The organism is Kordiimonas sp., assembly GCF_048260245.1.
Classification (GTDB): Bacteria; Pseudomonadota; Alphaproteobacteria; order Sphingomonadales; family Kordiimonadaceae; genus Kordiimonas.
The window spans coordinates 67,555-82,295 of record NZ_JBLXGZ010000002.1 but is presented as its reverse complement, the minus strand read 5'-3'; the positions used below and the strand labels follow the sequence as shown (position 1 = coordinate 82,295).

Sequence of the window (14,741 nt, the reverse complement as noted above, 5' to 3'; positions counted from 1 at the left end):
CCCGCTTGGAACTTAGTCAAGAGCGCCAGAAGCTTCAAGCGCCATGCCTTCCTCAACCGACAGTGCGCCTTCAAGGACAAGTAGGGCGCGTTTGGTATGAAGGCCACCATCACCGGAGTATCCGCCCAGTTTTCCGGCGGTGGCCACCACACGGTGGCAGGGCACCAGAATGGGGATGGGGTTGCGGCCACAGGCTGTGCCCACGGCCTGCGCGGCCGAGCCGATCTTATGCGCCATGTCGCCATAGGTGCGGGTTTCGCCATAAGGGATGGCCTGCATCGCCGCCCAGACTTTCTCCTGATGTTTGGTACCCATGGGCGCCAGTGGCAGGTCAAATGATGTCAGCTCACCGTCAAAATAAAGGTCGAGCTGGCGTTTTGCTTCCACCAGCAAGGGGCTGGATTCCTGAAACGGGCTCCAGCCCCAGTCAAGCGAAACGATGGCGCCGTCAAACTCGGTGATGGTGATATCAATTACCGGTGTGTGCATGGAGAGTTGCGACATGGATGCCCTCGCGATATGGATAAGCGGAACGGTATGAATATTTGATCTACTTATAAGCCCAATGGGCATGAGGATACCAGCGTGACCAGCCTGCATGACGATACAATTTTTGCGCTCTCAAGCGGCGCTGGTGTTGCCGGTGTTGCCGTTGTGCGTCTGTCTGGTCCAAACGCATTCCCGGCGCTCGAGGTTTTGACGGGTAAAAAAAATCCTGAGCCGCGCTATGCCGCCCTTCGGCTGCTTACTGACCCGGAAAATGGCGCGCGGCTTGATCAGGCGCTGGTACTGGCGTTCAAGGGCCCGGCCTCTTTCACAGGCGAAGATGTGGTGGAACTGCACCTGCATGGTGGCCGCGCGGTGGTGGCGGGCGTGCTAGACGCACTTGCTCGCATGGATGGCCTGCGTCCGGCCGAAGCGGGCGAATATAGCCGCCGCGCGTTTGAACACGGCAAGCTGGACCTGACTGAAGCCGAAGGACTTAATGACCTCATTCATGCCCATACAGCCGCGCAGCGTGAACAGGCGCTTCGCCAGATGGATGGCGCGCTGCGTGACCTCTATGAGGATTGGCGCGCCCGGCTTGTCGGCCACCTGGCGCATTTGGAAGCGGATATCGATTTCCCTGACGAAGACCTGCCCGAAGGCGTAGCGGGGGCTGTTAGACCAAATATATTGTTATTGCGTGAAGAGATAGCACAACATCTTGTGGATGGCCGTCGGGGGGAGGCTTTGCGCGAAGGCTACCGCATTGTTATTATGGGGGAACCTAACGCGGGTAAATCCACGCTGATGAACACGCTGGCCCGGTCTGATGTTGCGATTGTATCGGACGAGGCAGGCACTACCCGCGACGCCATCGAAGTGCAGCTCGACCTTGGCGGATTCCCGGTGCGGCTGATCGATACCGCGGGGGTGCGTGAGAGCCAGGGCGCGATTGAGGAGGAGGGTATCCGCCGGGCGCTCAAGCGCGCTGAAGAGGCTGATTTGCGCCTTGTTCTGGTGCGTGCAGATGACTGGCCGGTGATTCCTGCTTCAATGGAAAAGTGGCTGGATGAAAAAGCCATGCTGGTGATTACACAAACCGACCGCACCGACATGTTTCACGTGAAACATGATAAGCTCCCTGGGCGGGTGAGTGATATCGCCTATGTGTCGGCAAAAGAATCCCATGGACTGGATGACCTGTTTGATCGTATCAAGAGCCATGTGCGAGAAGCAATGGCCCCGCGTGAGGCCCCTTCGCTCACACGGGTGCGGCATCGCCGCGCACTGGAAGACGCGGTCGGGCATCTGATGCGTTTTGACGGCAATGCCGGTTTTGATGCGGTGCTGGCGGCCGAAGACGTACGGATGGCAGCGCGCTCACTTGGCAGTATTACCGGACGGGTCGGCGTGGAGGATGTTTTGGATGTCATATTCTTTGACTTCTGTATTGGCAAATAGCCTGAGCATGTTTCACGTGAAACATCGTACATTGATGCTGCGTGCTTAACTTTGACTTAAAACCCATTCTCTATTATAGACTGCAAAAATCAGGGGCTCGGATGGGCCTCTTTTGTATTTCCGCATAGTTGAATTTGATGGACGGGTAGAGTGACGGACTTTGATGTCATTGTAATTGGTGGTGGTCACGCGGGCTGTGAAGCGGCGGCGGCTTCGGCGCGCATGGGCGCAACCACGCTTCTTATTACACACAAGCCTGAGACCATCGGCGAGATGTCATGCAATCCGGCGATCGGCGGGCTTGGTAAGGGCCATCTGGTGCGCGAAATTGATGCGCTTGATGGCGTCATGGGTCGCGTGGCCGACGCCAGCGGCATCCAGTTCCGTCTGCTCAATCAGCGCAAGGGCCCGGCAGTGCAGGGTCCGCGCTGCCAAAGTGACCGCAAGCTTTACCGCGAAGCCATGCAGGCCACGCTCAAGGATTATCCCAACCTGACCATTGAGGCAGGCGCGGTCGAAGACCTGATCGTTGACCGGTCTGGTGACAAGCCAGTGATCAATGGCATCATTACAGCAGACGAAAAGCAGATCAGCGCAAAGGCGGTTATCCTGACCACCGGCACATTCCTGCGTGGCCTTATTCATATTGGCGAAAAGAAGATTCCCGCCGGTCGGGCAGACGAAGCGCCCGCGCTGGGCCTGTCAGATACGCTTGAGGAAATCGGCTTTGAACTTGGACGGCTGAAAACAGGTACACCTGCGCGGCTGGACGGCAAGACCATCGACTGGTCAGTGTGTGAAGAACAGCCCGGTGACAGTCCGCCGGTGGCATTTTCCTTCCTTACCGATAAAATTACGGTGCCGCAGATCAGCTGTTACATGACCCGCACGAGTGCGCGTACCCATGAGGTAATTCGCGAGAACCTGCACCGCTCGCCGATGTACTCTGGCCAGATCGAAAGCAAAGGCCCGCGGTATTGCCCGTCTATCGAAGACAAGGTAGTGCGCTTTGCCGACAAGACCAGCCATCAGATTTTCCTTGAGCCTGAGGGCCTTGATGATGACACGGTTTACCCGAACGGGATCTCTACCAGCCTGCCCGAGGATGTGCAGGACGCACTTATTCGGTCCATCCCCGGGCTTGAGAATGTGCGCATCATCCGCCATGGCTACGCCATCGAATATGATTATGTCGACCCGCGCGAGTTGAAGGTTACGCTTGAGACGCGCCGTGCGCCTGGGCTGTATCTGGCGGGGCAGATCAATGGCACGACAGGCTACGAAGAAGCCGCCGCACAAGGCTTGATGGCTGGTGTGAATGCGGCGCTGGCGGCACGCGGCACCGGCGAGACCTTCGTACTTGACCGAGCTGACGCCTATATTGGCGTGATGCTGGATGATCTCGTGACCCAGGGTACACGCGAGCCCTACCGCATGTTCACAAGCCGGGCGGAATACCGCTTACTGCTGCGTGCAGATAATGCCGACCAGCGCCTGACCGGCAAGGGTATGGAAATCGGGCTAGTGGGGGCGGCACGGGCGGAGGCTTATGCTGCTAAAAAGGCTGCGCTGGACGCGGGCTATGCCACGCTGAAATCCTTGTCGCTGACACCCAATCAGGCTGCAAAACACGGTATACACATCACACAGGACGGTGTACGCCGCGACGGTGCGGCACTTCTGGCCTTCTCCACCATTGACTTCGCCACACTCCGGAACGTATGGCCCGACGAGCTTGGTAGCATCGATGGCGATATCGCGCGCCAACTTGAAATAGACGCCATGTACGCGGGCTATCTTGAACGGCAGGCAGAAGATGTTGCCGCCTTTCGCAAGGACGAAGCGCTCGAAATACCGGAGGAACTCGACTTCAATACAGTTGTCGGGCTTTCCAACGAGATGCGGCAGAAGTTCGGTGAGGCGCGCCCCGCGACGCTTGGCGCTGCGGCGCGTATCGCCGGAGTGACACCCGCCGCGCTCACGCTGTTGTTGGCGCACGTTAAAAAACGTCGTGCGGCCTGAGGGATTTTATGTACACAAGTGATGATCTTGCCCGCGACCTCGATGTTTCACGTGAAACACTGGACAGGCTGGAAACCTATGCCGGGCTGCTTGCCAAGTGGCAAAAGGCCAAAAACCTTGTCGCCAACTCCACTCTTGAGGCCATGTGGCAACGGCATTTTCTCGACTCGGCCCAGCTCGCACCGCTTCTGGTTGAGGCCTACGGCGAACGAGAATTGAGCATGCTCGATATTGGGTCGGGCGCTGGCTTCCCAGGTCTTGTGCTCTCTGCCATCGGGGTGGGGCATGCCCATATGGTTGAGGCGAATGGCCGTAAATGTGTCTTCATGAATCAGGTTTCACGTGAAACATCGGCCCCTGCCACCATCCACAATGCCCGAATCGAAGCGCTAGAGCCGTTCCCCGTGGATATCATCACCTCACGGGCCTGCGCGCGGGTGCTTCAGCTGATCAATTGGGCAGGGCCTTTCCTTGGCGAGGGTACGGAAATGTGGCTTCTCAAGGGGGAAGGCGTGGATGAGGAATTGACCGAAGCGCAGGCTTGTTGGAAGATGAAAGTGACAAAGCACAAAAGCCTTTCCGACCCCGCCGGGGTCATCCTGAGGCTTTCAAAGCTCGAACGACTGTAAAAGGTTCATGGGGCCACGCTTTTGTGGGCCCCGGAGGGGAGAGTAACGGCTATGCCGGCGAGACAAACGGGTGTGGGGGCACATATCATTGCAGTAGCCAACCAGAAGGGCGGTGTGGGTAAAACCACAACGGCGATCAATCTCGCCACAGCCATGGCGGCAGTTAAAAAGCGCGTTTTGATCCTTGATCTCGACCCGCAAGGTAACGCCAGTACGGGTTTTGGTATTGACCGTAGCGCACGGGAAATCACTTCCTACGACGTCGTGTTGGGTGCGGCACCGCTTGGTGATGCCATTGTGCCTACAGAGGTGCCTGGGCTTTCTATTGTGGCCTCAACCGTTGATCTGTCGGGCGCGGACCTTGAGCTGGCTGAACTGCCGCACCGAAATTTCCGTCTGCGCTATGCGTTAGAGAAGGCCGTGGCGCGGCAGGAATTTGACTATATCCTGATTGATTGCCCACCATCCCTGTCGCTTTTGACCATTAATGCTCTGGTCGCTGCCGATTCGGTGCTGGTGCCCCTGCAGTGTGAGTTTTTTGCGCTTGAGGGCTTGAGCCTGCTGCTAAAAACGATTGAGCAGGTGCGCGGCAGTCTCAATCCGCATCTGACGATCAATGGCGTGGTGCTGACCATGTTCGATAAACGCAACAACCTGTCGGAACAGGTCGCAGCTGACGTGCGGGACTATCTGGGGGACAAGGTTTATCGCACGGTTATTCCGCGAAACGTGCGGGTGTCAGAGGCGCCCAGTCACGGTAAACCGGCGCTGCTTTATGATCACCGCTGTGTCGGTAGTCAGGCTTATATTAAGCTGGCGCGGGAACTGCTGGGGCGCGACAAAAAAGTCGCTGCGTAAAAATATAAACAAAACAATGTGTTAGGTTGAATTTTATGAGTAAAACTGCACGCAAGGGCTTGGGTAAAGGTCTGTCAGCACTGTTGGGTGATGACCGGCCGGTTTTTGAAGATACTGACGACGGCATCGCCACGCAGGGCGGCCCGGGGTCAGGGCGCCGCCTGTTGCCGATCGAGTTTCTCGAACGCAATGTCGACCAGCCGCGCCATCACTTTGATGAAGCCGCCCTCACGGACCTTGCCACCAGCATAAAACAAAAAGGTCTGTTGCAGCCGATCCTTGTGCGCGAACTCGCACCCAACAAGTTCCAGATTGTTGCCGGGGAACGCCGCTGGCGCGCGGCGCAGAAGGCCGGCATCCACGAAGTGCCGGTGGTGGTGAAAGAGCTTACCGACGGCGAGGTCCTTGAGATCGCGATCATCGAAAATATCCAGCGTCAGGACCTGAGCGCCATTGAGGAAGCGATCGCCTATAAAAAGCTGATCGAGGAATTTGGCCACACGCAGGAGATCGCCGCTGAAGTGGTTGGTAAAAGCCGCAGCCATGTCACCAACCTCCTGCGTCTGCTCAGCCTGCCTGAGAAGGTGCAGGGCATGGTGGATGAAGGCAAAATCTCCATGGGCCACGCGCGCGCCCTCATTGGCGCCGATGACCCGCTCGCAATCGCAAAACGTATTGTGGAAGAAGGGCTTAGCGTTCGCCAGACCGAGGCGCTGACTGGGGAGGTCAAGGGCCGCACCCGCCGCGAACCCCGCCCGGGTGGAAGTTCTGGCACAAAGGCCAAAAAAGATGCCGATACAGTGGCGCTGGAGAAAGACCTGTCTGCCGCGACCGGTATGAAAGTACAGATCGACCACGCGGGCGAAGGCGGTAAGGTGACCATCGCTTATGATACGCTCGAAGAACTGGACGAACTGTGTTCAAAACTTGGAGTCTGCGGCTTCTAATATCTTGGTTTACTGATTAAAAAAGCCACGTCCGAACGCTCGGTATGTGGCTTTTTGTATGAGGGAAGGCCCGCGTGATGAAGCCTAGATCTTGGCTTCGATCGCGTCCCAGATGTCGGCTTCAAGTTTGACGCCGTCAAAGCGGTTCACTGCCTGCAGCCCGGTGGGGGAGGTGACGTTAATCTCGGTCAGCCAGTCACCAATCACGTCGATGCCGACAAAAATCAGCCCGCGCTTCTTCAGTTCTGGCTTCAGTTTTGCGCAGATTTCCTCTTCGCGGGCGGTCAGGGTGGACGCCACGGCCTTGCCGCCCACCACCATGTTGGAGCGCACTTCGCCCTTCGCAGGCACGCGGTTGATGGCGCCAGCCACCTCGCCGTCAATCAGGATGATGCGTTTGTCGCCCTCGCGCACCTCGGGCAGGAACTTTTGCACCATCACAGGTTCACGACTGCTGCCGAAAAACAGCTCCAGCAGGCTCGCGAGGTTGCTGTCATCTTCGCGCAGGTGAAAAACACCGGCGCCACCATTGCCGTATAGTGGCTTGACGATAATCTCGCCGTATTTGGCACGAAACGCTTTCACGTCATCTGCGCGGCGGGTGATCAGGGTCGGGGGCATCAGGTCGCGGAATTTGGTGACAAAAAGCTTTTCGGGCGCATTTCGCACCTCCGCCGGGTCGTTGACCACAAGAGTGTTCGGGTGTACCAGTTCCAGCAGGTGGGTGGCAGTGATATAGGCCATATCAAACGGCGGGTCCTGGCGCATCCACACCACGTCCATATCGTCAAGGTCGATGCGCTCTGGCGTACCAAAACTATAATGGATGCCAATTTCGCGCTGCACCGTCATCGGGTGCGCCATGGCGGATACCTTGCCTTCATTATAGCTGAGGTCTTCCGGCAGATAATGCCAAAGCTTGTGGCCGCGTGCCTGTGCCTCAAGCGCAAGCACAAAGCTGCTGTCGCCGCTGATGTTGATCCCATGCATCGGATCCATTTGAAAAGCGACCTTAAGCCCTTGTTTACCCATGAAAAAACCTCACTTTTAAACCAAATTCTTTAAAGCTTTGCCTGAACATTTGCCTGCCATGCGTCCTTGATATGGGTCGGCCAATAGGGCCATGCAATGGCGATCACGTCAAAGCGAAGGGATTGCTTGTCTTTTTTATGCTTTGCTCTCCACAAGAGAGCAGCGCGTTCAATGCGCATACGTTGTTTGATAGTGACCGACTCCAGCGCGGTTGCTCGGGTTTTACGCTGTTTTACCTCAACAAACACCAGTCGGTCGGCCTTTTCTGCGACGAGATCAAGCTCCCCGACCTTGAGCCTGGCCCGGCGGTCCAGGATGCGGTAACCCTTGAGCCTCAGATAAAGGGCGGCCCATGTCTCCGCCCTGCGCCCGCGTGCTTCCGCTGCTTTCCGCCCGCCCGTCATGGTTAGCTGTCTTTTGTCAGCGCAAGGGCGCGCGTATAGATCGCCTTTTTGGGCACGTCCGTCAGCTCTGCAACAAAGGCGGCGGCTGATTTTACGCTCATATGCTTGAGTGCAGCGATCAAAAGCGTTTCCATATCAAGCGCGGTGGCATCACCATCGGTTTGCTCCTCTGGTGGGCCAATCACGACGACAATCTCACCTTTTGGCGTTTCAGCCTGCGCATAATAGCTGGCAAGCGCCATTAAGTCGTCTCGCCTTACTTCTTCAAATCTTTTGGTTAGTTCGCGGCATACGGCGGCTTCCCGGGTACCTAAAACACCGGCAGCGTCGGCGAGACAATCCTTGAGCCGCTTGGCGCTTTCATAAAATACCAGGCTGGCGTGGGTTCTGGCCTCTGCCTTGAACCAGCTTTCCCGCGCGCCGCGTTTGCCGGGGGGAAAGCCCATAAACAGAAAACGGTCCGTCGGCAGGCCCGCAAGCGACAGCGCCATAATGGCGGCGCACGGGCCCGGCACGGCACTTACATAATGCCCGGCGTCCTGCGCTTCGGCCACCAGTTTGAAGCCGGGGTCCGAAATCAGCGGTGTACCGGCGTCGGATACCAGCGCCACCTTGCCGCCCGCGGCCAGCTTGGCAAGGATCTTGGGCCGCGCTACCGGTCCGTTATGCTCATGATAGGGCACGAGCGGCTTTTTGATCAGGTTTGCGGTCATCAGCTTGGCGGTCACGCGGGTATCCTCGCACGCCACCATGTCCACTTCGCTGAGGATATGTTTTGCCCGCGGGCTAAGGTCACCGAGGTTGCCGATAGGCGTGGCCACAACATAAAGGCCCGGTTTCAAAATTTGCTGAGACCCGAATTCGGCCATAGTTTATTTCCATACTTGTTTTGTGGTTCAAAAAGCACCGCGCAGATGTGTAGCGCCGATTTACAGGCGCGCAATTTCAGATTAGGGTCAGCTCACCTGCCACGGATATATTCGCCAAATGCAGGGCACCAGATAACACCAAGGTTGGATATGCTTGCAAGCCGCTTCTTCAAACACTGCAAAGCTTTAGGGGCGATTGTGCTTTTGTGCGCGGTTGCGGCCTGTTCAAGTGGTGGTGGCAAAAAAGGCCCGGACCCCCGGTCGCGCGACCGGGATCCTACAGCTGTTGAGAAGCCGGAGCCGCAAATTGACCTTGGCGACAAGGCGCAGGTCCCGCTTAAAGACGGTATGACCGAAGAGGAAGCCGCGCAAAAAATCCGTGTCGCCATCCTGCTGCCGCTGAGCGGGAACGAGGGCCAGACAGGGCGGGCGCTTTTGCGTGCGGCGACCATGGCGCTGTTTGACGCCTATGACCCCCGTCTTGTGTTGTTGCCCTTTGATACAAAAGCGGATTATAGCGAAAGCGAACGTGTTGCCGGCCTCGCCGTTGAGGCCGGGGCCGACATCGTGCTTGGCCCGCTGCTGGGCCAGAATGTGACCGCTGCGGGCAATGTACTGGCGCGTGCAGGCATTCCGGTCATCGGCTTTTCCAACGACCAGAGCGTGGCGGCACCGGGCCGCTATATCATCGGTTTTATTCCTGAAGGGGAGGTTGACCGGGTGGTGGATTATGCGGCAGATACCGGCCTCTCGCGCTTCGCTGCGCTTTTGCCCGAAGGCCTGTACGGCAACCGTGTGCGTGCGGCGTTTGGTGATGCGGTTGCTGATAGTGGCGCGCACATTACCGCCATGGAAAGCTACCCGCCGGACCCCAATCAGGTTTTTGACCCGGTCAAACGTTTGGGCAACTATGAGGAGCGCCGTAAAGCGCTGAAGGACGAGATTGCCTTCCTGCGTAGCCTGAGGGACGACATGACCAACGAGGTCGCGGAGCGGCTTGAAGAGGCTGAGGTGCTTGAACCTGTGCCTTTTGATGCCGTTATCGTGCCGGAAGGCGGCCAACTGTTGCGTACAGTGGCGCCGCTTCTGCCCTATTATGAGATCGACCCCAACAAGGTGAAGCTTCTGGGCACGGGCCTCTGGAATGACGCAAGTATCCTGCGCGAACCGCCGCTACAGAATGCCTGGTTTGCTGCGCCCATGCCGGAAAAACCCGATGCGTTCCTGACGCGCTACCAGGAGACATACGGCGAACCGGCACCGCGCCTTGCCACCATCGCCTATGACGCCATGGCGCTTGTGGCTGCAATGGCACGCGATAAAAGCGTGGATATGGACAAACGCTTCTCAAACGAACGCCTGACCGACCCCAATGGTTTCATGGGAATAGATGGCCTGTTTCGCTTCCTGCCGGACGGTACCAATGACCGCTCGCTCGCCATTCTTGAAGTTCACTACAAGGGATTCAAGGTGGTGGATGCCGCCCCGACATCCTTCCCCGCCTTTGGTTATTCCCTCAGGTCGCACCGCTAGTAACAGCCGCAGCTATCTAGTCGCTGACCTTAAGCGTCGCACCCGGCGTTGCCACTTCCTCAGTGTAGAGTGTTTTACCGGTGACATAATCGGTGATCGTAAGCGTCAATGCGCGGCCCGACCCACTGCCGATCTGGGCGGTGATGTCAAAGTCTGCCTTAAGGGATACCGCAAGGTCTGACCGACCACTGAGGTCGTGTGCGGTGTAGGTCTCGGCGTCACTACCGCTGCGGATGCGGATGCTGCCTTCGCGCCCGAGGCAGATATAAACAGCCCCCAAGTTACAGCTGAACTGCGCCTCATAAGGGTATACCTGCGCGATGCGTTCGCGTTCGGCTTTCTGTTTGGCGTCTTCAACGGCCGCCAGTTCTTGACGTTTCTGGTAAAAGGCGGTGCGCCATGCCGCGGCCTCGCTCTCGCCAAGGTCAAAGCGGATAGCTTGAAATTCAACCGGGTAGAAGGTCGAGTTGGCTGGGTTGCTTTCATCCATTGCTGCAAGCGCAAGACGGGTGAGCATGAGACCTTCCGTCGAGACTTTAAAACCTGCGAAAAGCTCAGCGGCGGCGAGCACGGCTTTTGTTTGTGGTGCGTCCGCAAGCGGTACGGCAACCTGGCCATGACCGACCATGAGGCCGTTTTTGGTCTCCGTTGCCAGTTCAAAAGCCTGCGTGTCGGCATTATAGACGATAGACGCAAGCTTGAGGCCTCCGGTCAGGGAATAGACCCAGTCTCTGAGTTGTTGTGTCAGCGCTGCCTGGGTCTCAGCCTGCCTTTCGCTGGCGCTGGCTTTAAAAGCGGATTTTTCCTGAACTATCCGGGCTTCATATTGTGCGGTGGTTTCAAACTCACCCTTGGCTGACGCGGTGAAGGCGTCTCCGGCCGCGGCCTCTGCGCGCTTTTCGTGCCACAGTGCGACCGCAAGGGTCATCAGGTCCGAAAAGTTATCGCCGGGTGATAGCGTGAAATTTGAGCGATATTTGTTGCCTTCTATAATGAAGTTTTGCGAAGCGTCGCCGGCCAGATAGGCTTCAAGCTTGCCGGCAAATGCATCAGCGGCGCGGGCGGCCTCCTGCTGCGCTGCTTGGGCTTTGGCTTCAGCGATGGCCTGGTCCTCGGCGCCGACACGTTTGCCCGCTGCGATGCGCGCGTCAAGGCGGCGATTGTTGCGGTCGCGGTCGCCACGCTTGTCCATGGACCGCTGGCTCGCCGTCATGCCTTCGCGGGCGTGCCATATGTCAGCGGTTGCGCGCAGATGCTGTGCTGCTTCGGTCACCATTTTCTGCCGCGCAGGCGACAGGGCGGCAAAGTCGACACTCTGAAGTTTAGCGATATTCTCGTATACCGCATAGAGTACGGTGCACAGCTCATTCTGCGTGTTGCCCGGGTAATAATTGGGCACGGTATCGAAGGTGGCGCCGATTTTTTTACTGGCTTCGTCCAGCCAGTCGGTCAGCGCCGCCGCATCGGCGTCGCCGCAATTCCCTGCTGCAACACAGGCAGGCAAGGGCAGCGGTTTTCTATCCAGCGTACCTTGGTCCAGCGAGGCCGATTTGCATTCCTGAGGAACCGCAAAAGGCGATGCGGCGTGTGACACGGCGGAAAAAAGACTAAAAAGGAGGGCGGAAAACACTGAAACAGACTTGAGATACATACACAACACTTCGCTAATTCATCAGGAATACACGAAAGTTAAACAGCAAGGTATTGTTGACACAAGAATTTTTACGGCAATTTGTGACGCGTGCGATTAGGTCGGTGTCAACACGAGTTGGCAATCTCTCGGGGGACAGGGACTTATTCCTTGAAAAGAAAACTGCCTGAAACTAGCCTGCCGCTGAGATAACGGGGAACAGTCGATGCATGCAAAGCGCATGGAAAAATGGGTTCATGATCATGAGTTTCACGCCAGTTCGGGCCGGGCCGAGCTGAACACGCGGCGTGTTGTCTGGTTGACGGTTATTATGATGGTCGGTGAGATTGCTGCCGGGGTAGCTTTTGGCTCCATGGCGCTTTTGGCTGACGGCTGGCATATGGGCACACACGCCGCAGCGCTGGGCATTACCCTGTTTGCCTATAGTTATGCGCGCAAACACGCCGGGAATGCGGAATTCAGTTTCGGCACCGGCAAAGTAAGCGTGATTGGCGGATACACCAGCGCTATCATTCTGGGCGTTGTTGCGCTTTTGATGGTCGCCGAATCAGTCGAGCGGTTGATTTCGCCTCAGATGATTCGCTTTGATCAGGCCATCGGGGTGGCAGTGCTGGGGTTGATTGTCAATATCGTCAGTGCCGTCATGCTGGGTGGTCATCATCATGATCATCATGATCATCACGGGCATGGCCACGCCCATCATCATGATCACAATTTGCGGGCGGCTTACCTGCATGTGCTGGCCGATGCCCTGACATCCGTGCTTGCGATTGTGGCGCTTCTGCTGGGCAAATCTCTGGGCTGGGTATGGCTTGACCCCGCAATGGGTATTGTGGGGGCTGTCATTATCATCAAATGGGCGGTCGGCCTTGGCAAGGAAACGGCTGCGATCCTGCTGGACCGCATGACGGAACAGCAAACCGGTGAGAAAATTGTTGGCGCGGTCGAGGCTCATAACGGTGACAAGGTTGCCGACCTCCATGTGTGGCGGATCAACTCAACCCAGCTGTCGGCGATTGTCTCTGTGGTCACGCACCAGCCAAAGTGTCCCGATCATTATAAGGCTCTCATCCAGCGCGAAGTGGGTGTCTCGCACCTCACCGTTGAGGTCCAGCATTGCCGCGACACCTGATCAGGCAACCAGCTTGCCAAGGATGAAGTTAAGGAGCGGTCGGCCTTTCGGCGAAAGCATGAGCCGCGCGGGGTCCGCGACCAGATGGCCGCTGCGCACCAGATCTGCCTGTGCTTCCTTGTTTATAATGTCTGAAAGCTTGCCGCCGAAACGCTGTTCAAGCGCGAGCGTTTCAATGCCGTCTGTCAGGCGCAGGCCCATCATCACGGCTTCTACCATGCGGTCGTGGGCGCCTATATGCTCCAGCTCCAAAGTGCCGTGCCCAAACGCCTCAACCCGCGTGAGCCAGTCTTCCGGGCGTTTGACCTGCGCATGGGCATAGGCTGCTCCGTATCTGTGCGCCGGAATACGGCCATGCGCACCAGGGCCGATGCCAACATAATAGTCCCCGCGCCAGTAACTCAGGTTATGGCGGCTCGCCTGCCCTGGCGCCGCGTGGTTGGATGTCTCATAGGGCGGCAGGCCCGCGTTTGTTGTCAGTTCGGTCGTCAGGTCAAACAGCGCGGCGGCTTCATCTTCATCCGGCAGGGTGAACTTGCCGCGGTGGAACTGGTGGTAAAACGCCGTGCCTTCCTCGATGGTCAGCTGGTACAGCGACAGGTGTGACGTGCCGAAGCTGAGAGCTTCGGTTAACTCTGCGTGCCAGTCTTCAAGTGATTGTTGAGGTCGGGCGTAGATCAGGTCAAATGACACGCGACAAAAGTTGTCTTGCGCTACTTTAAGGGCTTTGAGGGCTTCCTCTGCCGAATGCAAGCGGCCAAGGAACTTCAGGACATCATTATCAAGCGATTGAATGCCAACGGAAATTCTGTTCACGCCCGCGTCGGCGTAGGCGCGGAAGCGTGCGGCCTCCACGCTTGAGGGGTTGGCTTCAAGCGTGATCTCGATGTCGTCCTTGCCCCAGTGGTGGCGCACGCGCTCTATCACCGCAGACACCGTCTCCGGTTCCATCAGGCTGGGGGTGCCGCCGCCAAAGAAGATGGAACTGGCTTCAAGGCCGGGATAATGCGAGGCAAAGGTATCGATCTCGCGCACCAGCGCCGCGCGCCAGCGCTGGTGGCTGACCTCATCGCGCACATGGCTGTTGAAATCACAGTAAGGGCATTTTTTTAGGCAGAAGGGCCAGTGTACATAAATGGCGGCTGGCCCTTTATAGTCACTTGGCGACAGGGCAGGCGTTTCAGTTTTTATCAAAGCAGGCACCGATCAGTTGCTTGAAGGCAATTGCGCGGTGGCTCATGGCGTGCTTTGCTGCTGGTTCCATCTCAGCAAAGGTAATGTCGAAGCCTTCGGGCACAAAAATGGGGTCGTAGCCGAAGCCTTTGTCGCCGCGCATCGGCCAGGTTATGGTCCCGAACACCTTGCCTTCAAAACTTTCCATATGGCCATCCGGCCACGCCAGGGTCAGCGCGCAGGTGAAATTGGCTGTGCGGTCAGGTGCGTCCGCCATTTTCATGGCTACATCTTTCATGGCGACGGAGAAATCTTTCTCAGGCCCAGCCCAGCGCGCGCTATAGATGCCCGGTTCACCGCCCAAGGCCTTCACTTCAAGGCCGCTGTCATCCGCCAGCGCGGGCAGGCCGGACGCCGTGGCCGCCGCCAGCGCCTTGATCTCAGCATTGGCAATAAAGGTCAGGCCGTCTTCCACCGGCTCCGGCAGGTCAAGCTGCCCGGCGGAGATGGTCTCTACGCCAAATGGCGCCAGCAGGTCGCCAAT

Annotated in this window: 13 protein-coding genes and 1 pseudogene; 7 read left to right on the top strand and 7 right to left on the bottom strand. The window is 57.6% G+C overall.

Translation table 11 applies throughout. From position 1 onward, the window contains the following. Positions 1-12 precede the first annotated feature (12 nt). The gene (locus tag ACN0VM_RS01765; RefSeq protein WP_417449112.1) at positions 13-504 is read right to left on the bottom strand and encodes a methylated-DNA--[protein]-cysteine S-methyltransferase; all 492 of its coding nucleotides are present in this window, start codon (positions 502-504) and stop codon (positions 13-15) included. Between the two features lie 81 nt (positions 505-585). Between ACN0VM_RS01765 and mnmE the strand changes: the two genes are divergently transcribed. The 5 genes from mnmE to ACN0VM_RS01740 all read left to right on the top strand — a co-directional run bounded on the left by mnmE (position 586) and on the right by ACN0VM_RS01740 (position 6,403). Continuing rightward, on the top strand, positions 586-1,947 hold the full coding sequence (gene mnmE, locus ACN0VM_RS01760; protein ID WP_417449111.1) for a tRNA uridine-5-carboxymethylaminomethyl(34) synthesis GTPase MnmE: 1,362 nt from the start codon (positions 586-588) through the stop codon (positions 1,945-1,947). Between the two features lie 150 nt (positions 1,948-2,097). Further along, positions 2,098-3,969, top strand: coding sequence for a tRNA uridine-5-carboxymethylaminomethyl(34) synthesis enzyme MnmG (gene mnmG / locus ACN0VM_RS01755; RefSeq protein ID WP_417449110.1), 1,872 nt, complete (start codon positions 2,098-2,100; stop codon positions 3,967-3,969). An 8-nt stretch (positions 3,970-3,977) separates the two neighbouring features. Next, a complete protein-coding gene (gene rsmG, locus ACN0VM_RS01750; RefSeq protein ID WP_417449109.1) occupies positions 3,978-4,598 on the top strand; it encodes a 16S rRNA (guanine(527)-N(7))-methyltransferase RsmG in 621 nt (206 codons plus the stop codon). A gap of 51 nt (positions 4,599-4,649) precedes the next feature. Next, complete coding sequence (locus tag ACN0VM_RS01745; RefSeq protein ID WP_417449108.1) at positions 4,650-5,456, top strand: ParA family protein; 807 nt, start codon at positions 4,650-4,652, stop codon at positions 5,454-5,456. Between the two features lie 35 nt (positions 5,457-5,491). Beyond that, positions 5,492-6,403, top strand: a complete 912-nt coding sequence (locus ACN0VM_RS01740; RefSeq protein ID WP_417449107.1) for a ParB/RepB/Spo0J family partition protein — start codon at positions 5,492-5,494, stop codon at positions 6,401-6,403. Positions 6,404-6,487: 84 nt separating this feature from the next. Here the strand turns inward: ACN0VM_RS01740 and gshB are convergent, their stop codons facing one another. From gshB to rsmI, 3 genes are read right to left on the bottom strand one after another with little or no spacing between them, the layout of a single operon-like run. Further along, positions 6,488-7,435 (bottom strand): glutathione synthase, encoded by a 948-nt coding sequence (gene gshB, locus ACN0VM_RS01735; protein ID WP_417449106.1) that lies wholly within the window; start codon positions 7,433-7,435, stop codon positions 6,488-6,490. 29 nt (positions 7,436-7,464) lie between these two features. Further along, a complete protein-coding gene (locus ACN0VM_RS01730; protein WP_417449105.1) occupies positions 7,465-7,839 on the bottom strand; it encodes a YraN family protein in 375 nt (124 codons plus the stop codon). 2 nt (positions 7,840-7,841) lie between these two features. Next, positions 7,842-8,708: a 16S rRNA (cytidine(1402)-2'-O)-methyltransferase gene (gene rsmI, locus ACN0VM_RS01725; protein WP_417449104.1), complete on the bottom strand. Its 867-nt coding sequence runs from the start codon at positions 8,706-8,708 to the stop codon at positions 7,842-7,844. Between the two features lie 150 nt (positions 8,709-8,858). Here rsmI and ACN0VM_RS01720 point away from each other — a divergent pair, with 150 nt between their 5' ends. Next, a complete protein-coding gene (locus tag ACN0VM_RS01720) occupies positions 8,859-10,241 on the top strand; it encodes a penicillin-binding protein activator (RefSeq protein ID WP_417449103.1) in 1,383 nt (460 codons plus the stop codon). Between the two features lie 16 nt (positions 10,242-10,257). Here the strand turns inward: ACN0VM_RS01720 and ACN0VM_RS01715 are convergent, their stop codons facing one another. Further along, positions 10,258-11,892 (bottom strand): hypothetical protein, encoded by a 1,635-nt coding sequence (locus ACN0VM_RS01715; protein WP_417449102.1) that lies wholly within the window; start codon positions 11,890-11,892, stop codon positions 10,258-10,260. 205 nt (positions 11,893-12,097) lie between these two features. On the opposite strand from ACN0VM_RS01715, the gene dmeF reads away from it, so the two are divergent. Further along, positions 12,098-13,024 carry a CDF family Co(II)/Ni(II) efflux transporter DmeF gene (gene dmeF, locus ACN0VM_RS01710; RefSeq protein WP_417449101.1) on the top strand — a complete coding sequence of 309 codons (927 nt, stop codon included), beginning with the start codon at positions 12,098-12,100 and terminating at the stop codon, positions 13,022-13,024. On the opposite strand, the gene hemW is transcribed toward dmeF, so the two are convergent. Continuing rightward, positions 13,025-14,218: a radical SAM family heme chaperone HemW gene (gene hemW / locus ACN0VM_RS01705; RefSeq protein WP_417449100.1), complete on the bottom strand. Its 1,194-nt coding sequence runs from the start codon at positions 14,216-14,218 to the stop codon at positions 13,025-13,027. Next, positions 14,205-14,732: pseudogene (rdgB, locus tag ACN0VM_RS01700) on the bottom strand (RdgB/HAM1 family non-canonical purine NTP pyrophosphatase); the annotation flags it as partial. The gene hemW and the pseudogene rdgB, both read right to left, overlap by 14 nt. Between the last annotated feature and the right edge of the window lie 9 nt (positions 14,733-14,741).